The sequence below is a fragment of the Paenibacillus sp. J22R3 genome (genome assembly GCF_056269305.1).
Window position 1 is genome coordinate 1,313,450 of record NZ_JBWDNS010000001.1, and the last position, 23,673, is coordinate 1,337,122.

At 49.1% G+C, this 23,673-nt stretch carries 21 protein-coding genes; all 21 read right to left on the minus strand.

Annotated elements, in window-relative coordinates; genetic code table 11:
- Nucleotides 1-6: 6 nt before the first annotated feature.
- Nucleotides 7-1,293: an EF-P 5-aminopentanol modification-associated protein YfmH gene (yfmH, locus tag AC0YN4_RS05985; RefSeq protein ID WP_475779587.1), complete on the minus strand. Its 1,287-nt coding sequence runs from the start codon at nucleotides 1,291-1,293 to the stop codon at nucleotides 7-9.
- A gap of 4 nt (nucleotides 1,294-1,297) precedes the next feature.
- Nucleotides 1,298-2,578 carry an EF-P 5-aminopentanol modification-associated protein YfmF gene (yfmF, locus tag AC0YN4_RS05990; protein WP_475779586.1) on the minus strand — a complete coding sequence of 427 codons (1,281 nt, stop codon included), beginning with the start codon at nucleotides 2,576-2,578 and terminating at the stop codon, nucleotides 1,298-1,300.
- Between the two features lie 129 nt (nucleotides 2,579-2,707).
- Complete coding sequence (gene sleB, locus AC0YN4_RS05995) at nucleotides 2,708-3,490, minus strand: spore cortex-lytic enzyme (RefSeq protein WP_475835399.1); 783 nt, start codon at nucleotides 3,488-3,490, stop codon at nucleotides 2,708-2,710.
- A gap of 98 nt (nucleotides 3,491-3,588) precedes the next feature.
- Nucleotides 3,589-6,222, minus strand: coding sequence for an FtsK/SpoIIIE family DNA translocase (locus AC0YN4_RS06000; protein ID WP_475835400.1), 2,634 nt, complete (start codon nucleotides 6,220-6,222; stop codon nucleotides 3,589-3,591).
- Nucleotides 6,223-6,298: 76 nt separating this feature from the next.
- On the minus strand, nucleotides 6,299-6,523 hold the full coding sequence (locus tag AC0YN4_RS06005) for a YlzJ-like family protein (protein ID WP_090976425.1): 225 nt from the start codon (nucleotides 6,521-6,523) through the stop codon (nucleotides 6,299-6,301).
- Nucleotides 6,520-7,278, minus strand: a complete 759-nt coding sequence (locus AC0YN4_RS06010) for a ClpP family protease (protein WP_475779583.1) — start codon at nucleotides 7,276-7,278, stop codon at nucleotides 6,520-6,522. The genes AC0YN4_RS06005 and AC0YN4_RS06010 overlap by 4 nt, the downstream gene beginning before the upstream one ends.
- A gap of 158 nt (nucleotides 7,279-7,436) precedes the next feature.
- Entirely contained in the window at nucleotides 7,437-9,116 is a 1,680-nt protein-coding gene (locus AC0YN4_RS06015) for a ribonuclease J (RefSeq protein ID WP_475779582.1), read from the minus strand.
- A 378-nt stretch (nucleotides 9,117-9,494) separates the two neighbouring features.
- Nucleotides 9,495-10,358 carry a 4-hydroxy-tetrahydrodipicolinate synthase gene (gene dapA / locus AC0YN4_RS06020; protein WP_475779581.1) on the minus strand — a complete coding sequence of 288 codons (864 nt, stop codon included), beginning with the start codon at nucleotides 10,356-10,358 and terminating at the stop codon, nucleotides 9,495-9,497.
- Between the two features lie 93 nt (nucleotides 10,359-10,451).
- Nucleotides 10,452-11,669, minus strand: coding sequence for an aspartate kinase (dapG, locus tag AC0YN4_RS06025; protein ID WP_475779580.1), 1,218 nt, complete (start codon nucleotides 11,667-11,669; stop codon nucleotides 10,452-10,454).
- An 80-nt stretch (nucleotides 11,670-11,749) separates the two neighbouring features.
- The gene (locus AC0YN4_RS06030; protein WP_475779579.1) at nucleotides 11,750-12,790 is read right to left on the minus strand and encodes an aspartate-semialdehyde dehydrogenase; all 1,041 of its coding nucleotides are present in this window, start codon (nucleotides 12,788-12,790) and stop codon (nucleotides 11,750-11,752) included.
- Nucleotides 12,791-12,884: 94 nt separating this feature from the next.
- Nucleotides 12,885-13,472 (minus strand): dipicolinate synthase subunit B, encoded by a 588-nt coding sequence (locus AC0YN4_RS06035; protein ID WP_090976436.1) that lies wholly within the window; start codon nucleotides 13,470-13,472, stop codon nucleotides 12,885-12,887.
- The gene (gene dpsA / locus AC0YN4_RS06040) at nucleotides 13,469-14,368 is read right to left on the minus strand and encodes a dipicolinate synthase subunit DpsA (protein WP_475779578.1); all 900 of its coding nucleotides are present in this window, start codon (nucleotides 14,366-14,368) and stop codon (nucleotides 13,469-13,471) included. Before dpsA ends, AC0YN4_RS06035 begins: the two co-directional genes overlap by 4 nt.
- Nucleotides 14,369-14,728: 360 nt before the next feature.
- Entirely contained in the window at nucleotides 14,729-15,172 is a 444-nt protein-coding gene (dut, locus tag AC0YN4_RS06045; protein WP_475835401.1) for a dUTP diphosphatase, read from the minus strand.
- Nucleotides 15,153-16,418, minus strand: coding sequence for a M16 family metallopeptidase (locus tag AC0YN4_RS06050; RefSeq protein WP_090976440.1), 1,266 nt, complete (start codon nucleotides 16,416-16,418; stop codon nucleotides 15,153-15,155). Before AC0YN4_RS06050 ends, dut begins: the two co-directional genes overlap by 20 nt.
- Before the next feature lie 74 nt (nucleotides 16,419-16,492).
- Nucleotides 16,493-17,488 carry a polysaccharide deacetylase family protein gene (locus AC0YN4_RS06055; protein WP_475779576.1) on the minus strand — a complete coding sequence of 332 codons (996 nt, stop codon included), beginning with the start codon at nucleotides 17,486-17,488 and terminating at the stop codon, nucleotides 16,493-16,495.
- Nucleotides 17,489-17,622: 134 nt separating this feature from the next.
- Nucleotides 17,623-19,728, minus strand: coding sequence for a polyribonucleotide nucleotidyltransferase (gene pnp, locus AC0YN4_RS06060; RefSeq protein WP_475779575.1), 2,106 nt, complete (start codon nucleotides 19,726-19,728; stop codon nucleotides 17,623-17,625).
- A 241-nt stretch (nucleotides 19,729-19,969) separates the two neighbouring features.
- Nucleotides 19,970-20,239, minus strand: a complete 270-nt coding sequence (rpsO, locus tag AC0YN4_RS06065; protein ID WP_090574209.1) for a 30S ribosomal protein S15 — start codon at nucleotides 20,237-20,239, stop codon at nucleotides 19,970-19,972.
- Nucleotides 20,240-20,406: 167 nt separating this feature from the next.
- Entirely contained in the window at nucleotides 20,407-21,363 is a 957-nt protein-coding gene (locus AC0YN4_RS06070) for a bifunctional riboflavin kinase/FAD synthetase (protein ID WP_475779574.1), read from the minus strand.
- Between the two features lie 28 nt (nucleotides 21,364-21,391).
- Complete coding sequence (gene truB, locus AC0YN4_RS06075) at nucleotides 21,392-22,315, minus strand: tRNA pseudouridine(55) synthase TruB (RefSeq protein ID WP_475835402.1); 924 nt, start codon at nucleotides 22,313-22,315, stop codon at nucleotides 21,392-21,394.
- A complete protein-coding gene (locus AC0YN4_RS06080; protein WP_475779572.1) occupies nucleotides 22,312-23,322 on the minus strand; it encodes a DHH family phosphoesterase in 1,011 nt (336 codons plus the stop codon). The genes truB and AC0YN4_RS06080 overlap by 4 nt, the downstream gene beginning before the upstream one ends.
- Entirely contained in the window at nucleotides 23,319-23,672 is a 354-nt protein-coding gene (gene rbfA / locus AC0YN4_RS06085; RefSeq protein WP_475779571.1) for a 30S ribosome-binding factor RbfA, read from the minus strand. Before rbfA ends, AC0YN4_RS06080 begins: the two co-directional genes overlap by 4 nt.
- Nucleotide 23,673 lies beyond the last annotated feature (1 nt).

Sequence of the window (23,673 nt, forward strand, 5' to 3'; positions counted from 1 at the left end):
ATGTTTTCAAACGGATTCTTTCGCTACGATGGATACAGCCATTCGATTCCAGTCAAAATGATTACGCAGCCGCTCATTTGCTTCTTCGAGCGTAATGCTTTCATAGACGGGCAGCATCTTGAACAGATCTGCGCCACGGAAACGATAGCGTGTAAATTCACCGGCGATTGCTTCAGGGGAGTTCAGCATACGAAGGTAGCCGCCGATTTTTTTGCGTTTGGTCCGCTCGAATGTCTCCTCGTTAAGACCCGTTGATTGTGCTTCATCTATAGCAGCACGGAGCCGGCGAATAAGCTCATCCGGATCGCGCGTTTCGCCGCCAATAACGGAGAAAGCATAATCCTCACTGCTGTTGAACTCATGCCCGAAAGAATCCGATATGAGATTATCATCATATAAAGCATGATAAATAGGTGCACTTGAACCTAATAACGCTTCTAACATCAACTTTGTTGCAAGTTCCGTGCGAAGCAGCTCCTCCGGCTTCAAAGCACCGCGATCCTCTTTAAAGCCAATCATGCACTTCGGCATAGAAACAGGTAAAGCTGCTGTTTTACGCGGAATTTTCACTGTATCCGGCTCCGGATCGAAAAATCTGGAGATCGGGCCTTGCGGCTCGAAGGTTTTGCGCGCCTGATTCTCCCGAACGAGCTTCATAACCGCTTCCGCCTGCACGCCTCCCACAACAAACAGAAACATGTTGGATGGGTGGTAAAAGGTTTCATAGCAGCTGTACAGCGTTTCTTTGGTAATCTGACGGATCGAATCGACCGTACCTGCAATGTCGATATGTATCGGATGCTTGTGATATAGCGCATCGATCAGCCCGAAATAAACACGCCAATCCGCATTGTCGCGATACATATTGATTTCCTGCTCGATGATCCCTTTTTCCTTCTCGACGTTCTCGTCGGTGAAGTAAGGATTTTGCACAAAGTTAAGCAAGGTTTCCAGGTTCGCATCGATTTGCTCCGTAGCCGAGAAGAGATAAACGGTGCGGTCGAAGCTGGTATATGCGTTGGCCGATGCACCTTGCGATGCAAAGGTTGCGAAAATATCACCTGTCGGCTCTTCAAACATCTTGTGCTCCAAGAAATGAGCGATGCCGTCCGGAACTGAAATCGGTGCTTGATCGCCTACGGCAAACCGATTATCAATCGATCCGTATCGAGTGGAGAATGTCGCATAGGTTTTGCTGAACCCTTCCTTGGGCAGAACAACTACTTCCAAACCATTCGGTAAAATTTCACGGTACAGCGTTTCTTGAACGCCTGGGTAAGCTAACGTTTCCATAGGCTTAGCCCTCCTTCCTGTCACGCAGGAAATAGATCGTATCGAGCTCGGTTTTGTGTGCGATAGCCGCAATCTGCTCAGCAGTAACGGACTGTACTTGCTCTAGGAGCTGCGCAGCGGAACGCTCGCGCTTGGATAGAATAGCATTGAAATCGAAGCCGATCATTTCATTAGCGGAATCTTGAAGCTCCCGCAGATGATTGGCGATCATCGCTTTCGTCTGATTCATTTCCAGATCACTGTAGCTGCCGCTTCGCATACTTTCTAACTGCTCTTTAATAATCGTAGTCGCCTTATCGTAATTGGCGATTTCAATGCCGGATTGGATCGTGCAAATGCCTTTATGCCCGTCTAAGCGAGAGGAAGCATAATAAGCTAAACTGGCTTTCTCACGTACGTTAAGGAATAGCTTGGAATGCGGGTAGCCGCCCAGAATACCGTTATACAGCAGAGCTGCCGGATAATCATCATCGCCATAAGCCGTGTTAATCCGAAGGCCGAGGTTCAGCTTCCCTTGATTGACGTCCATTTGTTCGACTACCGTCTGAACCTGACTAATCGGCTTGCGAATCTCCGGCAGCTTATAATCGGCCGGTGCTCCCTCATTATGATGGAACGCCTCCGCTACGAGCGCTTTCACTTCTTCCAGTGAAGTGTCCCCGACTACATACAAATCAAATGCAGCATTGGACAGCCACCCTCGATAAGCCGCTGTAACGGACTCCGGTGTCAGACTCGCAATGTCTTCGAGTTTGCCGAGCGGGTGAAGCCGATAGGGCTCATCCTCGCACATGACCTCTAAGCAACGCTCCGCTGCATAACGAATTTTGTCGTTAATGATCGCATCAAGACGCTTACGCAGCGTTTCTTTCTCAGCTTCTACGTATTTGGCGCGAAGATGCCCGTTCTCTAATGTCGGCTCGGTAAGGACCTCACCTAACAGTTTCAAAGATTCGCCAAGCAACGGCTGCTCGGACGAAACGAACCGGTCGTTAATAACGTCCATTCTGAACTGGATAATTTGAGCATCACCGCGTTTGTATACGTCGAAGCCGAAGCCTGCACCATACAAGTCATCAAGACGTTCGCGGAACTCAATTGTCTCCGGCGTGGATGCCGTTCCCCGGCGCAGCACAAATGGTATTAGCGCTACCGGAGTAACGGTCTCTTCTGTCAGCGGGAGACCACAGTACAAGGAAATAGAAAATGTTTTGAAGCGCTGTGTGGGCAGAACATGCAAGCGAATTCGATTCAGCTGTCCTCGTTGAAATGGAGAGTTGCTCACGCAACACGACCCCCTTCCGCTCAAGTTTATAAAGTCAATCTATTCCAATTTCCTAGGATCTATTCCATTCTACCCGATCGGAAATGGAAGAAGCAACCCGCGTCGATCAGCAGGCTGCTCCTCAAATTACTACATACAGAAAATATGTTTTCCGATCGTTTTCACCTGTGGACGTGACCATATCCATTTGGATGTTGCAGTCACCGGATTGAAGTAATAGAGGCAACCGCCGGTAGGATCTAAACCGTTGATGGCATCCTGAACCGCTTTCTTCGCGTTCTCATTTGGTGTCAACCAAATTTGTCCATCGGCCACTGCCGTGAAAGCCCCCGGCTGGAAAATAACACCGGAAACCGTGTTCGGGAAGCTCGGTGACTTCACTCGATTCAAAATAACGGCTGCCACAGCTACCTGTCCGATAAATGGCTCTCCGCGGGATTCACCATACACGGCATTGGCCATCAGCTTAAGATCATTCGCAGACAAACCAAGGTTGTTGGACTTGTTTACATCTGATCCCGAAGTGTTCTGATTACCGCTTGACCCACTGCCACTGCTCCCGCCGCTGCTCGTATCTGCTGCAGACGGTTTCCAATTCTTCGTTGCTTCCCACAGCTTCAATTTCGTCTTTGCCCCGACAACCCCATCGGATTTGAGGCCGAACTTCCATTGAAACCATGTGACTGCTTTTTTCGTGTTGGCCCCGAAAACTCCGTCAACTTTGCCGTCGAAGTAGCCAAGTGCTTTCAACCGGCCTTGCAGCTCTGTGACGTCTTTTCCTGATGACCCGACTTTGAGTGTAGCGCTGCTGAACGTTTCGGTTGTTTTACCGAACGAGGCATGCTTCAATGTGAAGGCGCCGAACAACAGAAGGACGATGACGATGGTCACCGTAATTAAACGATTTCTCATCTTTAGAATCTGCCTTTCTCTTGCAAATGGATTCGCAAAGCAAGCGAAGCATATTCCTAGTATGAGAAATCAAGGATACGATTATGCATGAATTTGCCTTAAGAGCTAATCTTTCCTGCGTCGTATTGATCCATTGTGAGCAGCACTTCACGTGGTTTGCTGCCTTCGTAAGGTCCTACAATACTACGCGCTTCCATCTGGTCAATCAGCCTGGCAGCACGTGTATAACCAATACGCATCCGTCTCTGGAGCAGGGAAACCGACGCCTGCTTCGCTTCCAGCACGATCCTTACCGCTTGATCGTACAGTTCGTCCAGAATCTCTTCATTCTCGGAGACGGAATCATCGATCTCCGGCACCAAATCTTCTTTGTATTCGGCTTCACCTTGACCGCGTGCATAAGCTACAACAGCTTCTACCTCATGATCGGAGAGGAATGCACCTTGCACCCGAATTGGCTTGGACATACCAACAGGCAGGAACAACATATCGCCTCGACCGAGCAATTTCTCCGCGCCGACCATATCCAGAATGGTACGTGAATCGACCTGCGATGAAACACCGAAAGCAATACGTGAAGGAATATTCGCCTTGATAACACCTGTAATAACGTCAACGGACGGACGCTGCGTGGCAATAATCAGATGGATCCCCGAAGCACGCGCCATCTGAGCAAGACGACAAATCGCATCCTCGACATCGTTAGCGGCAACCATCATCAAATCTGCCAGCTCATCCACGATAACAACGATATAAGGGAGTACCGCTGCCGGATTCTCCGCCATAAGCGTATTGTAACCTTCAATATTACGCGTGCCTGACTTGGAGAACAACTCATAGCGTTTCTCCATTTCAACGACGATCTTCTTCAATGCTAATGAAGCGCGTCTCGGATCCGTAACAACCGGTGCAAGCAAATGAGGAATCCCATTGTACATGTTGAGCTCGACCATCTTCGGATCGATCATAAGCAGCTTCACTTCATCAGGGCGCGCCTTGTACAGAATGCTTGTAATAATCCCGTTGATACAGACGGATTTACCTGAGCCTGTAGCACCCGCTACGAGCAAATGCGGCATCTTAGCCAGGTTACCGACAATGGGTTGCCCGGAGATATCACGGCCAAAAGCAATCGACATCTTCGAGCTGGCATTTAAGAATGACGGTGTCTCCATCACTTCTCGCATCGTGACAACCGACACTTCTGTATTCGGCACTTCGATTCCTATCGCCGATTTGCCCGGAATCGGCGCTTCCATCCGAATGTCTTTCGCCGCAAGAGCAAGCGCGATATCATCGGTCAGACCGACAATTCGGCTAACCTTAACGCCGGTTGCAGGCTGTACTTCATACCGAGTTACAGCCGGACCCCGCACAACATCAAGCACCTTGGCTCTTACGCCAAAGCTCTCAAGCGTGGCTTCCAGTTTACGTCTGGATTCCAAGGAGTCGGCTGTTTCCCCTGTTTTGCCAAGCCCGCTTGGCTTCTGCAGGAGCGCAAACGATGGCAACACATAGGGTTTCTCCGTCGGTCGCTTCACGACGCTGACTGTGCCTTCCACTGAATCCGGGTCATCAGGCATGATCGCAGGACTTGTCGGTATGGCTGCAACCATCGGCAGCTCTTCCTCGAAATCATCCGCCCCAGGCAAGCCATCATCCACTTCAGCCGGATTGTCAATCGGATGGAAATCAGTCAGTACCTCGGCGTTATCCTTATCATCATCGTAAGGAAGCTCCCAAGCGGGAAGCGGCTCTTCCTTTGATTTCGCTGTTCGTTCTTCAATCTGCTCCAGTACATTCGCTTGCCACCCAAGCTCGTCCGCGTCTTCATCTTCTTGCCAAGGCATCCGACCCGCTTGACCTTTAGCATCTGTGGTCTGTCCGTCATCCATCTGCCATTCAGAATCATGAGCATCCTCATTGGCCTTCGGTACCTCATTAAACCAAGAGAAAATCGGGAATCTGCTCTTCTTCGCACGCGGGCTATGCACCGGCGCATAATTCTCATCATCATCGTCATCCAGGTCATCCAAGGTAACGACATTGCCTTTAACCGGTCCTGCTTTCGCACCTGCAGTTGCCAACGTCTGCCTCTTCGAGAACAACTTCATCCGCAGCAAAGACCAGAAACGTCCGCCTCTGATACGGCCTGCACGCAGCAAATCCACGTAGGATTTGTTGGTCATGAGCATGATTGCGATCGCAAACATGACGATCATCACGAACTTCGCGCCAAAATAACCAAACAGCCAATAAAGCAGCGTATATTGAATGGCTCCCGCATACCCACCGCTTACCGTCTGAACGACACCTTCCGCCTGAGCCTGTTGTGCTGAGGTCATTAATGTCCCGCGGATATCGCTTCCAAGTTGAGAGAGTATGTAAGAAGCTGACAGACCGCCGGTCGGCTCTGTTTTCAGATCCATAACAGCTACCGAGCTCCATAAGGTACAAGCAAGCACTGCGAGCAGAAAGCCCGTCTTACGGGTGGACCAGCCTGTAGGCCAGGCGCGTTTCATCATGACGATCAGCCCGACATAGATGCCGACAAGTGGAAGTACAAAATAAAACTTACCCAGCAATAAACCAAATAATTTGGACAAGGAACGGCCAACCGTTGCTTCACCCGACAGCGCGATTACGGATACGGTTATGAGTAAAATACCATAAACTTCATATTTAAGGCTCGTCCCAATTGAGCTCTTGCGCTTCTTCTTTTTCTTCGCCAAAATGGTCACCTCTGGTAGTCATTATACCATAGGAGACCATAGGATGTGCTACTATTATCCAGCAAGGGCGGGCTTTCTACGAGGATGGATGCCCAAAAGGAATCAACGTTCCCGGCGATAACTCCGGACGTAAATACGCATCTAACGGCCCGTCAAGCAAACGTACGATACGGCCGACACCCGGCGTAACCGACTCGATTTGCAGCTGTACATCCCCTATTCTGATGGACACATAAGGACCCGGCTGATGGTTGATTCCGTCATAGACAAGCTCAAGAGGCATGGTTGAATAAATCGTCATTGTGTCAGACCTCCTGCCCCGGCAGCTGCCCCTTGCTTGCGCTGATCGATCAGTATATTCAAATCGCGCAGTGCTTGACCAATGCCCCCAACCGCATCGATTAAACCATGCTTCACCGCGTCCGGACCAATAACCGTCGTTCCGATATCCCGGGTCAATTCGCCTGTCTTGAACATCAATTCTTTGAACTTCGCTTCCGTTATGTTGGAATGGGATGTGACAAACCGAACGACCCGCTCTTGCATTTTGTCCAAATATTCGAAGGTTTGCGGAACCCCGATTACGAGTCCGTTTAATCGAATCGGATGTATGGTCATCGTTGCGGATTCCGCGATAAACGATTTATTGCCGGCTACCGCTATTGGTACCCCGATCGAATGACCTCCGCCAAGGACTAGTGTTACCGTAGGTTTCGTTAGCGAGGAGATCATTTCAGCTATAGCTAACCCTGCTTCCACATCCCCGCCGACCGTATTGAGCACAATCATGATGCCTTCGATTTTAGAATTTTGTTCAGCTGCGACTAGCTGGGGAATTAGATGCTCATACTTTGTTGTCTTGTTCTGTGGAGGCAATACGAGATGTCCCTCTACCTGGCCGATAATCGTCATACAAAATATATTGGACTCCGCTTGCGGTGTCGCCGTCTGACCGAGCTGCTGAATCGTTTCCACAACCGGATTAGTGCTCGGTTTCCGATCAGGTGCCGGTGGCTCCGGCTGCTCCGATTTAAAAACTAGTTCATCCTCAAACATATGCCTTGTCCTCCTCAACGTTCCACCTAGACTGCCTATGGTCGGCTCTGCATAGTATGGAATCTGCCTGTAGAATTATGCAATTATGGGCAAAAAGAAACGGTCTCCGAATTCGAGCATGACGCTCTTCGGAGACCGTTTCCTATTGGTGGGACAATTTATACTTCCATGATGATTGGCAGAATCATTGGGCGACGGCGCGTTTGCTCATACAAGAAACGTCCGAGTGCATCTTTCACATTTGTTTTGAGCGATGCCCACTCATTGACTTTATCGTTCATCAGCTTATGCAAGGTTGAAGTTACGATACGGTTAGCTTCCTCGAGCAGGCCTTCGGATTCGCGTACGTAAACAAAGCCGCGGGAGATGATGTCCGGACCGGACAAAATCGCACCATCTTGCTTGCTCAGCGTTACTACGACAACCAGAATGCCGTCTTGGGACAGAAGCTTACGATCGCGGAGTACGATATTACCTACATCACCTACGCCAAGTCCATCAATCAGAACGTTACCAGCTGGCACTTTGCTGCCTTTACGGGCAACTCCGCCTGTGAACTCTACAGTATCGCCATTGTCGATAACGAAGATATTCTCGCGCTCGATTCCGACGGATTCGCCTAGCAATGCGTGCTGGCGGAGCATACGGTATTCACCGTGAATCGGAATGAAGTATTTCGGTTTGATGAGATTAAGCATTAGCTTCAATTCTTCTTGGCTGCCATGACCCGAAACGTGAACACCGGAAACAGATCCAGCTCCATAGATAACGTTAGCTCCGAGACGGAACAGCTCGTCTACTGTACGCCCAACATAACGCTCGTTACCCGGAATTGGAGTTGCAGCAATAATAACGGTATCGCCAGGCATAATATCAACCTTACGATGTGTGGAACGCGCCATGCGCGTAAGAGCGGACATTGGCTCGCCTTGGCTGCCAGTGGATAGGACTGCAACGCGGTCAGCTGCCATTTTGTTGATTTCTTCAGGCTCAATGATTGTGCCTTCCGGTATGTTCAAGTAGCCAAGCTCAGAAGCAATCGACACGACATTGACCATGCTGCGGCCAACAACGGCGATTTTGCGCTTCGTTGCTATTGCTGCGTTCACCACTTGTTGAATACGGTGAACGTTGGATGCAAATGTAGCAACTACGACACGTTGTGTAGCTTTACGGAAAATATCTTCAAGTTCCACACCGATTTTGCTTTCCGATGGTGTGAAGCCTGCACGTTCAGCATTCGTACTGTCCGAAAGCAATGCCAGAACACCGCGTGCTCCGATTCCCGCCATACGCTGCAAGTCAGCATATTGATTGTTTACGGGAGTATGGTCGAATTTAAAGTCGCCCGTATGCACGACTGTGCCTTCAGGAGTATCTAAGCATACGCCAACAGAATCCGGAATACTGTGGTTCGTTCTGAAGAACGACGCTTTCATGGATCCCAATTGAACTTCCGAATCTGCATTGATCAGGATGCGTTTGGTCTCGCCAAGCAAGCCCGCTTCCTTCAATTTGCCTTCGATTAGGCCCAGTGTTAATTTCGTACCGTAAATCGGCACATTCAAGTGCTTCAATACATATGGCAAGCCGCCAATGTGATCCTCATGACCATGCGTAATCAGAATCCCTCTAACTTTATCGCGATTCTCCGTTAAATACGTAATGTCTGGGATTACGATATCAATTCCGAGCATATCTTCTTCCGGGAATTTAAGACCTGCATCTACGACTACGATATCATTACCATATTGAATGACATACATGTTCTTCCCGATTTCACCGACGCCGCCCAGTGCGAAAATAAGCAGCTTATCCTGGATGTTTTTCTTAGACAAGTGTATCCGTACCTCCTAATAGTTTTACGAAACAAACCAGACCTCATCACTGCCGAAACGACAGAAACCGAAGCTAATCTGATCGAACTTATATAATAGTTGTCCAAATTGTATGGCTGGACGTTCCTCCCGCAGGAACGCGCTTCATACAAGTAATAACTAGTGCTGTTCAACGCCACCCTTGGCGTTACACATTTTCAATATTTTGCCGCACACCGTCACTTGCTTTCATTATACATGATTGAAAATACGAAAAACAAGTAAAGCAGAAAATGTCCAATCAAGAATGACCTTCTCTATGTACAAACAAAAAACCGATGCAAGCGCACCGGTTTGTGGCGACTGCGGAATGAAGTACCACGAGCAGTGAATAGCGTATTAGTTCAAAATACCCCGGAGCGCAGCTAACTCTGACTCGTTTGCATCCACAAGAGGCAAACGAACGCCTCCTACAGGCAATCCTTTCAGGTTCAGTGCCGCTTTCACAAGGACAGGGTTCGGAAGATCAAACAGTCCTCTGAAAATAGGCAGCGAAGCGGCATGCACCTTGTAGGCTTGTGCAACATCGCCCTTCAAATAAGACTCGATGATTTCACGAATCTGCTTGCCGATAATATGGCTGGCCACGCTGACAATACCATGAGCCCCTACAGCAACCGCAGGCAGAGCACTGCTGTCATCACCGCTGTAAACGCGGAAACCTGCAGGCGCTTGCGAAGCAATTAATGTCACTTGGTCCAGGGAAGCACACTCTTTCGTAGCCACGATATTCGGAATTTGCGCAAGACGAAGTGTAGTCTCCGCAGACATGCTGACAATCGTACGGCCAGGTACGTTATAAACCATAATTGGCAATTTAGTGCCTTCAGCGATAACTTTGAAGTGCTGGAAAATGCCTTCTTGCGTCGGCTTGTTGTAGTAAGGCACAACCAATAATGCCCCATCTACTCCGCATTTCTCAGCCACTTGAGTCAAGTGGATCGAATGTGCCGTTTCATTGCTTCCGGAGCCTGCAATAATTTTGCAGCGTCCGCGAGCGTGCTCTACAGCATAAGTAAACAAAGCGATCTTCTCGTCATCCGTCAGCGTAGGAGATTCACCGGTCGTCCCGGAAACCACGATGCTGTCGCTTTGCTGATCCTCGATCAAGTAGTCCATTAACCGCCCTGTCGTTTCCCAGTCAATCGACCCGTCCGCATGGAACGGGGTAACCATTGCCGTAATTATTCTTCCGAAATCCATGTATGATTCCTCCCAAGGTGAATCGGCTGTCTCGACTCCGTAATCTGGTATCGTGTTTCGAGATTGCATGATTATAAGGACTACTTACGATTGCTATTCATGTAATGAGAATTTAGTGTGCAGCGCCTGCAGTGCGCCGGCCATATAATTTTCACTGACCAGCACCCAGATTGTAGTATTGGAATCTGCGGATTGCAAGATCGGAATGCCTTGCTCCGTCAGCGCTTCCACAATACGTGCCATGATGCCGGGAACACCGTTCATTCCGCCGCCTATGACGGAGATTTTGGCACATCCGCTTACTGCTCGCGGTGCATAACCGATATCATGCAGAACCGAAACCGCTTTGTCTGCATCATGATCGAATACGGTATATACTGCTCCACCGGGATTTACGTTAATAAAATCAACACTGATTTGATGCCTTGCCATTGCTTGAAACACTTGCAATTGGACATCGGTGTGACCATCCTGCGCCTGTACCGTAATTTGAGTTACGCCGCTGACATGCGCCACACCTGTGACATGACGATCGCGCACTGCAGAAGCTTTGGCAGCAGCATCGAAGGTGTCTGTCACAAGCGTACCTTCCTCTTCAGAGAAGGTAGAACGTACGCGAAGCGGAATGCGCGCTTGCTGTGCAATCTCTACTGCTCGCGGATGAATAACTTTCGCGCCTTGCCTTGCCATATTGCCGATCTCAGCATAGCTGATTACGGATAACGGCCGAGCATCCTTCACGATCCTGGGATCTGCGGTTAGAATGCCGTTTACATCTGTATAAATATCGACTCGCTCTGCGCGGAGTGCAGCCCCTAAGGCAGTTGCCGAAGTATCGCTGCCACCTCTGCCGAGCGTCGTAATATCCCCTGCTTCGGTTATACCTTGAAATCCGGTAACGATTACAACTTGGCCATCCTCAAGCGCTTTATGAATGGCTTCCGTCCGAATTTCAATAATACGGGCACGCCCATATTGATTATCTGTAATAATACCTGCGCCACCGCCGGTCAAAGCGATTGCTGCGATCCCAGAGGCACGCAGCAAGCTGCACAATAAAGCAGCGGAGATGATTTCTCCGCAACCCTGCAGCATATCGCGTTCTTTGGCAGGCAATGAATCACCGTGATTGCGAATAAGCGAGAGAAGCGTGTCCGTTGCATAGGGATCGCCTTTTCTCCCCATTGCTGAGACGACAACGACGAGTCCGTACTGTCGTTGCCGTTCCCGATCAATATGTCCGATTACTAATCGTCTTGCTTCGTCCGAGGACAATGAAGTCCCGCCGAACTTCTGAACGAGGATGCGCATTCACAAGCCTCCGTATCCGAACGAGAACAACGTCGCCGAATCGTTAGCTTCCTGAACAACCTGCTTCACTTGTGTAGTGTCTATTCTTTCTCAATTGCAATGTATTCTGCGATTTGTACAGCATTCCATGCTGCACCTTTGAGCAGATTATCGGAAACAATCCATAGATTCAAACCGCGTGCATGGCCTAGATCACGGCGAAGTCGTCCCACGAACACTTCAGGTTTGCCTGCCGCTTCAGTAGCAAGCGGATAACGTTGACCTGCAGGATCGTCGACAAGCTCGACACCCGGAGCTTCAGCAATGAGCGTCCTGACGTCTTCCAGTTCATAATTTTTTTTGAGCTCTACGTATACGGACTCCGAGTGACCATAAACGACAGGAATACGAACACATGTCGCTGTTACGTCGATGGACTCATCGCCCAAGATTTTCTTTGTTTCGCGAACCATCTTCATTTCTTCAAGCGTATAACCGTTGTCTTGAAACTTATCAATTTGCGGAATGGCGTTGAATGCAATCTGATGCTTCACGGGTAACGACCCTACCGGCAATATATCCGGTATCAGGTCATTGCCATCCAGCACCTCGCGAGTTTGACGCAGCATCTCGTCGATTGCACGACTGCCTGCGCCGGAAACGGCTTGATAGGTGGAAACGATAATTCGTGAAATACCATAACGGTCTTGCAGTGGCTTCAACGCTGCAACCAGTTGGATCGTCGAGCAATTCGGATTCGCAATGATCCCTTTGTGATCGTTTACCTTATCGATATTCACCTCAGGTACGACTAGCGGCGTATCCGGGTCCATCCGATAAGCATTCGTATTATCGATACAAACAGCGCCATGCTCGACAGCGTGGGGGGCAAGTGCTTTAGTCACATCGCCGCCCGCACTGAACAAGGCGATTTCGATTCCTTTAAAGCTATCCGGTGAAGCTTCCTCCACCGTAATTTCTTTTCCCTTGAATATGATCTTCGTACCTGCAGAACGTGCGGAAGACAGCAATTTCAGTTCTGCAATCGGAAAATCCCTTTTCTCGAGCAAACCAATGATTTGTTCTCCTACTGCGCCTGTCGCACCAACTACTGCGACGTTAAACAACTTCTGATTCGACATGCTGGTTGTTGTCTCCCCTCAAAAAAAGAACGTCAGTCAAGGATTACTCCAATTACATCTGAATTCGTAAAATTGAGATTTTACTACTTACAAATTAAGAACGTTCAATCAATAAAGGCTGCAGCTGTTTACCTAGTAAGGCGGCTTCACAAGCCTCAGGTACCAGCTCCATCTTGGCGACAAGCGAGTTAGGCTTCTGGATAGGATTATCCTGTCCGAAGGGTACAAAATAAACGTTTTTACATACTAAAAGTTTTGCAATGTTAGCGGCGTTTAAGCCGAGACCGTCATTCGTCGAGATTGCGAGAACAAGCGGGCGTTGGTTGCGCATCTGCGCTTTCGCAGCCATGAGTACAGGACTATCTGTCATCGCATTGGCGAGTTTACTTGTCGTATTGCCCGTGCAAGGTGCAATAACAAGAACGTCGAGCAGTTTAGACGGCCCCAGGGGCTCAGCATCGACGATTGTCGAAATAATTTCATTGCCAGTGATGGATTTCAGTTGCCGCTGCCACTCTGCCGCAGTTCCAAATCGCGTATCCGTAGTAATCAGCGTTTGCGTCACAATCGGAACTACATTCGCTCCCTCGTCAACAAACCGCTGAATGACCGGCATGACCTCTGCAAACGTACAGTGAGAACCGGAGAGCGCATAGCCCACCGTTTTGCCTTGCCATTTCATTGCTCATTCCCCCGTTGCCTGAAATCTTCCTCAATCAATCGACTTAAACAATCCGCAATGATACGTCCAGCGGTTTTGGGTGCGACGATTCCTGGTAGGCCGGGGGCGAGCAACGCTTTAATTCCGCGCTTCTCGGCAAAGCGGAAATCCGTTCCGCCGGGCTTCGAAGCGAGGTCAATTATGACCGCTCGCGATGGCAAATTTGCTATAATTTGCGCTGTGACTATCATAGTCGGAATTGTATTAAAAAGCAAGTCAATATTCCCCACAAACTGCTGTAATTGCTTGATGTAGAAGGGTTCAAACCCCATCTCATACGCCCTTGCAAAATGCTCCTCGCGGCGCACCCCTACCTTCACTTTTGCCCCAAGTCCCTGCAAGGTTCGTGCCAATGTAAATCCTGTTCTACCGATGCCGAGCACCATACAAGATGAACCATGAATGGTAATATCCGTGTTCTGAATGGCCATCATGACAGCACCTTCCGCTGTCGGGATCGAGTTATAAATGGCAACATCATCGCGGTCGAACAATTCAACAAGCCTAATGGCATATTTGCCGCATAAATTCCGCAAATATGGCTTTGCCATCCCCGTATACACGGTGCAATGCTTCGGTAAACGTGCAACATACTCATCAGTCAGCATTAATTCGCGGTCACTGAAAACAGCAATGATTTTGCCGTCATCGTCCGTTCCGACAGCCGGAAGCACAAGCGCATCGGCATTCGCAAATAAATCCTCGCTGAGCTCGGCGCGCACCGCTCCGTCCAGTGAGGAATGCAGCTGATCAAAGCCCGCAACCGTTACCGACGCATCGAGCTCGGTCAGCTTCCGGATGACCTCAAGCCCCCGAGCGTCACCGCCAAGAAGCAAGACCTGAACCCCTGTCAACATAAGGGTATCACTCCTTTCCTACTGTAACCGTTAGACGCGCGTGCATCGCGGCTCGGTTAGCAGTGCTACTGTAACCGTTAGACGCGCGTGCATCGCGGCTCGGTTAGCAGTACTACTGTAACCGTTAGACGCGCGTATACCGCGGCTCGGTTAGCAGCACCTCTCTAACTGCCCCAGCGCCTTCCGTTAAGGCAACCCAAATGACAGTATGCGCACTTGGTTATAGACCATCTTATGCATCCGCCCAGAGCGGGGTGAAAATCAAATTCGAGCGTCATGAAGAGACAAAAAAGCACCAGGGCTGCTGCCCCGGTGCTCTTCGTACAATAAAAATATAATTTCTACCTTTGCAGCTTAAGGTTAAACCCCTGTGTGGCCGAAGCCGCCTGCACCGCGTACGGTATCAGGCAGCTCATCCACTTCAGTAATCGCTACATCAGGCACGATTTGGAACAGCATCTGCGCAATGCGCTCCCCACGTTCAATGGTAAATGGCTCCTGCCCCAGATTAACCAGCAGCACCTTTACCTCCCCGCGGTAATCTGCATCAATTGTCCCGGGAGAATTCAAGCATGTAATTCCATGCTTATAAGCAAGCCCGCTTCTGGGACGGATTTGCGCTTCCAGTTCCGCAGGCATAGCCATCGAGAACCCCGTTGGGATGAGCTTGCGCTCTCCCGGCTTCAAGATTACAGGCTCGTTTACTGCCGCTTGAAGATCGAATCCCGCGGCAAGCTCCGACATCTTGCGTGGCAGCGCGATTTCTTCATTGCCGGGTAGTCGTTTAAAGAGTACTTGAAACAAGTGAATCCCTCCCGATTGACGCTGCTGCTTTATCGTTACTGCCGACCATCGCCACAGCAAAAGGAACAGAAAGCATTCGTTTCGTTACGTCTTGAATATCCTTCATATCGACATCATCAATTCGCTTCAGCATTTCGTCCAGCGTATAGTGACGGCCAAGCATCAGCTCGTTTTTGCCAAGTCGGTTCATCCGGCTGGACGTGCTTTCAAGACTAAGAATCAGACTTCCTTTAAGCTGCTCTTTACCGCGGTGCAGTTCCGTATCCGTCAGCCCTTTCACGGCCAAGTCATGCATTTGAGCCATCGTCAGCTCCAGTACTTCTTTTGTTTGCTTAGGCGCTGTCCCTGCATAAACAGTAAATAGTCCACTATCAGCATAAGACGTATGATAGGAATAAACCGAATAAGCAAGACCGCGTTTCTCACGGATTTCTTGGAACAGTCTGGAGCTCATGCCTCCGCCTACCGCATTGTTCAGCAAGATCATCGCATACAGCTGCGGATCTGCAATCGAACAGCCCGGGAACGAGATACAAATATGGTTTTGTTCGGTTTTCTTCTTATGGAACAGATACTGTCCGTTAAAGGTTGGTGTGGAAACCGCCGTTTCCGTCCCGTTATTTTGGAATCCTCCAAAATGCTGCTCGAGCAGCTCCAGCAGAGCTTTTTCTTCAACGTTACCTGCCACACTGATGACGGTATTATCAATTCGATACTGGCTCTTCATGTAGCCGCGCAGCGAGTCGCCGTTCATGGCACTTAACCGCTCTTCCAGTCCTAGAATGGAATAAGCAAGCGGGTGATCCCCATATGCAGCACGAGACGCTTCATCGTGAACCTTATCATCCGGTGTATCTTCGTACATCGATATTTCTTCGAGTATGACATTTTTCTCTTTTGCTAATTCCGCCGCGTCCATTTGTGAATTGAAGAACATGTCCGCTAGCGCATCCACGGCGATTGGCAGATGCTGATCCAATACTTTGGCAAAATAACAGGTGTATTCTTTGGCTGTGAACGCATTTACATTACCGCCGATACCATCGAACAGATCTGCGATATCTTTGGCGCTGTGACGTTCCGTTCCTTTAAACAACATGTGCTCGATAAAATGGGAAATCCCGTTATTCTCAGGCGATTCATTTCGCGAGCCAGTCTTGACCCAAATCCCAAAGGCCACCGATCGGAATGTCGGTATGTATTCTACTACGACGCGTAAACCATTGCTAAGGGTATAGTTATTCAATTCGGTTCCTCCTACACGTTTTCTGCTGCTTCTTTACCATCTAGCAGAAATACAATGACTTCACTATAACAAAATTATGGTCTTGCCTCAACTAATGAGGTTCTCTTGGGGGAAAGCGTTTCACTTACCGTTCCGAGCATAAGCCCTTTCTGCTTAATTGCGGTAATCATCCCTTGAAGCGCTGCACTTGATGAATCTGTCGGATGCATGAGGATGAGCGATCCCGGCTCTACGCGGGTGCGCACCTTACGAATGATTGCGTAGGCAGGCGGATGCGTCCAGTCAACCGTATCGAGCGTCCAGAGGACTGTTTTGAGCCCTTGCTCTGCCGCGACATCAACCGTCATTTGGTTAAAATCGCCCGAAGGCGGTGCGAACCAATTATTCGTAACATTCAAGGTCGACTTAAGCAGTGCTTCGGTCTTTGCAATTTGATTATATGCAGAACGCCGATCAAGTTGACTCATCTTCGGATGCGTATAGGCATGATTCGAGATTTCATGTCCCTCTGCTTGAATTTGCTTAGCAACATCCGTATTTTTCTTGAGCCAAGTCCCGTCGAAGAAGAACGTGGCTTTTACATTTTCTTTCCTCAGCGTATTCAGCATGGAAGGAATGTACTCATTTCCCCAAGCAACGTTAATCATCAGCGCTACCATCGGTTTGTTTGGATTGCCTTTATAGATGGGGACCCGTCCGAGATCATTCAAACTAATTTTCGGTTCTACTTCTTTGTATACAAACCGAATAGGCTCACTCTCTGGGGCGTTCTCCATGAGTCGATAGGTCTTATCCACATCAATCTCGAGCCCGTTATAGCCCGGTATCGCTTTCCACACCCGGTCCACTCTCGCATCAACCGGCGCAATACGCTTCTTCTCTGCCTCTGAACGAATCATATCCATCAGAGCGGAGTTGATTCCGGAAAATGCGTACAGCGCTGGTACGGATGCAGCACGGTCCCCATTCTTAAGGAGCGTCACGTATTCATTGAGCGGGCTATTAAGCCTAACAAACGTGATCAATATAAGCATGACTGATGCCATGACGATTGCTTTCTTCAGCTTCATAGGAGCTGTCCCACCCTTCTCCTTCATCATATTATGGCTCGGCCCACTTTATGAGAAGAAGCGAAAGACAACGAAACAACAAAAAAGAGACAGATGCTATCATCTGTCTCTAATTTCTTGTCTGTTACGATACCTTAGGACTGCTGAGCAGGAACCTCAGGCGACAGAACCGCTTTGCGGGACAAGTTGATGCGGCCTTGTTGATCGATTTCCGTTACTTTAACGGTAATTTGATCGCCAATTTTCAGGACATCTTCAACCTTAGCAACACGCTCTGTTGAGATTTGTGAAATATGAACCAAACCGTCTTTGTTTGGCAAAATTTCTACGAAGCAGCCGAATTTCTCGATCCGTTTCACTGTACCGAGGTAAACCTCGCCTACAACAACTTCACGTACGATGCCTTCGATGATTTGTTTTGCACGCTCATTGGCTTCTGCATTAGAAGACGCAATAAACACGGTTCCGTCTTGTTCGATATCGATTTTTACGCCGGTTTCATCAATGATTTTGTTGATTATTTTACCGCCGGAGCCGATAACATCACGGATTTTGTCCGGATGGATCTTCATGATGACGATTTTCGGTGCATACTGCGACAGGCTTGTACGAGGTGTTTGCATGACTTCATTCATTTTACCAAGAATGTGCAAACGGCCTACGCGAGCTTGCTCCAAGGATTGCGCGAGGATCGCACGATCGATACCGTCGATTTTGATATCCATTTGGATCGCAGTTACGCCTGCTGCAGTGCCGGCAACTTTAAAGTCCATATCGCCAAGATGATCTTCCATCCCTTGAATATCCGAGAGAATGGAGAAGTGATCCCCGTCTTTGATAAGACCCATTGCAATACCCGCTACCGGTGCTTTGATCGGAACGCCTGCATCCATCATAGCAAGTGTGCTTGCGCAGATACTTGCTTGGCTGGTTGAGCCGTTCGATTCCAATACCTCGGATACGAGACGAATCGTATATGGGAATTCAGTTTCGTTCGGAATGACTTTGGACAACGCACGCTCACCAAGAGCACCGTGACCGATTTCACGACGGCCCGGAGGACGAAGTGGTCTAGCTTCCCCTACGCTGAACGGCGGGAAATTATAATGATGCATGAAACGTTTTGTTTCAGTCAAATCGATGCCGTCAAGAATTTGCACATCGCCAAGCGCGCCAAGCGTACAGATGCTTAGTGCTTGCGTTTGTCCGCGTGTGAACAAACCGGAACCATGCGTACGCGGCAGCAACGCGACATCACATTCGATCGGACGAATTTCGCTTAGAGCCCGTCCATCCGGACGAACCTTATCGTGCGTGATCAAACGACGAACTTCTTCTTTGACGATATCGTAAAGGACTTCCTTCACGTCGCCAAGAAGCTCCGGCGTTTCCGCATATTCAGCTTCAAAGTGGGAAATCGTGTCTGCATTTACGACATCAATCGCTTCTTGACGGGCATGCTTCTCCACAATGCTTACCGCTTCAACAAGTCGTGCTTTAGCAAACGCGCGAACAGCCTCATTAACAGCAGCATCTACCGTTTTCAGCTTCACTTCAACCTTCGGTTTGCCAGCAAGGCCTTGAAGCTCATCAATTGTTGCGACGATACGTTTGATCTCATCGTGACCGAACATGATCGCCTCTAGGATAACATCCTCCGGCACTTCGTTTGCTTCCGCTTCTACCATCATAATCGCATCTCTAGTACCTGATACTACAACGTACACGTCACTCTTCGTTTCTTGCTCAACGGTCGGGTTGATAATAAATTGACCGTCAATACGGCCAACAATTACGCCGCCGATTGGGCCGTTGAACGGAATATCCGACAACGTCAACGCTGCGGAAGTACCGATCATCGCTGCGATTTCCGGTGTGCAATCTTGATCCACGCTCATTACGATGTTAGCAATTTGAACTTCGTTACGGAAGCCTTCAGGGAATAGCGGACGAATCGGACGGTCTGTCAAACGGCTCGCCAAAATCGCCTTCTCACTTGGACGTCCTTCACGCTTGATGAAGCCGCCTGGAATTTTACCTACCGCATATAGACGTTCTTCATAGTTGACTGTCAGTGGGAAAAAGTCTAGATTCTTCGGTTCGCTGGATGATACAACCGTACATAATACTACAGTTTCACCGTATTTCACGGTTACCGCTGCGTTTGCTTGTTTGGCTAAACGACCCGTTTCAAGAATGAACGGTCGGCCGCCAAGCGTTGTTTCTACACGATGCAGCATGTTATTCCTCCTTAACTGCAAGCCGCTACATCCCACCCGGAATGCTCGGCTGTCAGGTTTCATTAATTTCCATACGCGTACTTACATACCAAAAACTGCTGGAAAATTACCTATAAGAAAAGCTCCGAAGGGAGCTGCTCAAAAATATTATGTATGGTTCATTTACAAAAAGCAACCCAGTGCAGCTGAGCCTGGAATCCCAGGCGGCTTGACAACCAGGTTGCTTTTATCCCCGCATCTATTATCGGCGAAGGCCGAGTTTTTCGATCAATGCGCTGTAACGTTTAACGTCTTTGTTTTTCAAGTAAGCCAACAGTTTACGACGTTGACCAACCATCTTAAGCAGACCGCGACGCGAGTGATGATCTTTCTTGTGCGTCCGAAGATGATCTGTCAAGTTGACGATGTTTTGCGTCAGGATAGCGATTTGAACTTCCGGAGAACCGGTATCGTTCGCGTGGGTTTTGTGTTCGTCGATCAATTGGTGTTTACGCTCTTGTGTAAGTGCCATCCATGTTCACCTCCTTCTATCATAATCGCCGTTAGCCTCGCCGTCGCCCGGTGAAAAACGAACCGGCCAAGCTAAGGTTCTGTAAAGTCGCGCGTAGTGAGAATAGAACATGATTACGCAACGAAATAGAGTATACCACAACTGCCTATAAGAAGTAAATGCCGAGCTTAATTCTTATTGTAGGCAGCCAGAACGGATCTCGCTTGTTCGGCATCAGATTTGATTTGAGCAATCAATTCATCAATGGAGCCGAACTTCTTCTCACTTCGCAAGAACGAAATGAATTGCACCGTTATGGATTTATCATACAGATCACCGCTGAAATCAAGCAGATGAGCCTCCATAACAGGCTCTGGCAGTTTCTCGTGGAAAGTCGGCTTCACGCCAATGTTGAGAACAGCCGGCACCCGCTTCCCGTCAACTTGTACCATTACAGCATAAACGCCTTGTCTTGGAATCACATAGGCTGCTTCTTGCTTAATGTTCGCTGTCGGAAAACCGATCGTCCGTCCTCTGCCTTCCCCATGAATAACGACTCCCCGTACTTGGTACGGTTCGCCGAGAAGCTGCTCCGCTACTTCAGGCCGCCCTTCGGAAAGTGCTTCACGAATTAGCGTGCTGCTTACTTTATCTCCATCCTGCATGAAAGGATCCACGATTTCCACCTCGATATCAGGCTCACCAAGCGCCCATAATGTTTCCGGCTTCCCTGCACCCTTGGCTCCAAAGGAAAAATCAAAGCCGACCGTCGCATGCTTCACTTGAAGCGGACGCAGCACGTACTCGACAAAGTCAGACGGCGTAACGCTCGCGAACTCTAAATCAAAGTTCACGATGTATACGACATGTGCGCCTAATTCGCGAAAACGTTCCACCTTCTCTTCAAGGGGAGTTAGGCTTGCCGTGTACTGACCGCTTTGACCAAGCACTTCCTTCGGATGAGGATGAAAGGTCATGATTGCTCCCTGCAAACCTGCCGCTCGGGCAGCTTCCATTGCATGCCGAATCACGTTCTGATGGCCGCGATGTACGCCGTCAAAATGACCAATTGCCACCGTTTTCGGTTTCGCTGAAAGCGCTGCTTGAGTCGAGACAATCGGATATTGTAATGAAATGATTTCCACTGCAGTCACACCTGCTTTATGTTCTTCACTAATCTGCTGTTTTGGTAAAGACCTTAACAGCTTTAAGCGTCGCTGTTTCTTCATCCGGAGTAAACAACCCGACGAATGTACCGTCATTGCCATAGAGGCGTATGATGGAATCCGTATTGTAATCCCCATGATCGAACAGCGCGTTCAAGTAGATTCGCTTGCCTTGGAAGGCGCGCTGCACATTCTCCATGCTAACTGTAGCACGGGGGAAATGATCAAGCGCTTCATCCGATGGCGTGAGCTTCTCTTCCAGTTCACCGGCAGCTTGCAGCTGCGCGATTTGTTCAAGGGTGAAGCACTGCTCTCTAGTAAATCCTCCGGACATCGTTCGAGTTAATTCCGCCATTACAGCGGGTACACCTAGGGCTTGTCCAATATCCACACACAAGGTGCGAATATAAGTGCCTTTGGAGCAGGAAACGGAGAAACGAATCGTCGGATGCGGTTGATCCAGCTTCATCTCCAGCAAATCCAGTGTATAAATCGATACAGGTCTGGATTTACGTTCGATCACTTGACCTTCGCGTGCCAACTCGTATAACCGTTTTCCATCCACTCGCACAGCGGAATACATCGGAGGTACTTGCTCGATCTCGCCTAAGAACGAAGACAAGACACGGCGAATATCCGCTTCAGTCAACGTTACAGAAGGCAGCTCTTCCAGCACAGTACCGGTTAAATCCTCTGTATCTGTCGCGATACCAAACTGCATCACCGCTTCATAACTTTTAGGCCGCTCCTGCACATATTCGACTACGCGCGTCGCACGGCCAATACATAGCGGCAGCACACCGGTTACAGCAGGATCCAGCGTACCCGTATGGCCGATACGTTTGACTTTAACGATGCCTCTGACTTTCGCGACCACGTCATGCGAGGTCCAGCCAGCCGGCTTCCAAACTGCCAAAATGCCATCCATCATAGAGTAAGCGCCTCACTTGCTGCTTGTACAACTTTGCCGATAGCTTCCTGCATGCCTTGCTCCAAACGAAAGCCTGCTGCCCGAACATGTCCGCCGCCGCCAAATGTTTGTGCAATTGCCGCGACATCTGCTTTACCGGAAGAACGCATGCTGACTTTCACGTCGCCATTCTCGGTTTCTTTAAACAAGATGCCTACGTCAACGCCTTCCACGTTTACCGCGTAGTTAACCAGACCTTCAAGGTCATCGCCAACTGCACCGGTTTCTGCCATATCGGAGAAAGCCACATACAACCATGCAATCCGGTTATCATCCGAGAACGTCAACCGATTCAGTCCACGCTGCAAGAGAAGTAATTGGGGCTTGGTCATTTGCTCCAGCAAATGGTTGGCAATCCAGTGTCCTTCAACTTCCTCCGCAAGCATGCGCGATGCAACCTGCATGACCCTTGGAGTAGTATTGGAGTAACGGAATCCGCCGGTATCGGTAAGTAGACCTGTATAAATAGCGGTAGCGACTTCACGATCAAGTGAAATGGCCCCATGCTCGATAAGATCGTATAAAATTTCGACCGTAGCGGCCGCATTGATTCGGATTAAGTTAGCTGTGCCGAAAGCATCATTAGTAGGATGATGATCGATATTAAGCAACTGAGCTGATTCGGCAAATCGTTCACTTATCCGCCCGATTCGGCGGAAGTCCGCGCAATCAATAGCGATGATGCGGTCAAATGTTTCTTCCAATGGCTGCTTGCTATAATTAATGATTGACGCAGACGATTCCATGAAATGAAGACGAATCGGCACTGCGCCTTCATTAATCAGTACGGCCTGCTTGCCCAACTGGCGAAGAAGCCAGCCGACCACGATCGTCGAGCTGATTGCATCTCCATCCGGCTGAACATGCGAGACGACAAGAAACCGATTGCCGTCTCGAATGAATTCAAGCGCCGCTTGCAGCTGTTCTTGATAAGCGGCTGAGAACACCGCAGCTTTCGCCGCGGTCATTCGCCGCTCCGGCCATTAATCGTATGCAGCAACGCTTCGATCTTACTGCCGTACTCGATGCTGCCATCGAATTTAAACAGCAGCTCCGGCGTGTGGCGGAATCGAATTCGTTTGCCGAGCTCGGAGCGAATGAAACCTGTACCGCGGGCAAGAGCTTTAAGCGTTTCTTCTTTCTGCTCTTCGCTTCCCAGCACGCTAAGATATACACGTGCTTGCGATAGGTCATTCGTTAGATCAACACCGGTTACCGTAATGAAACCGATGCGCGGATCTTTGAGCTCTGTCTGAATGATTTGGCTCAATTCTTTCTTAATTTGTTCACCTACACGTCCTACGCGGACTTTAGCCATA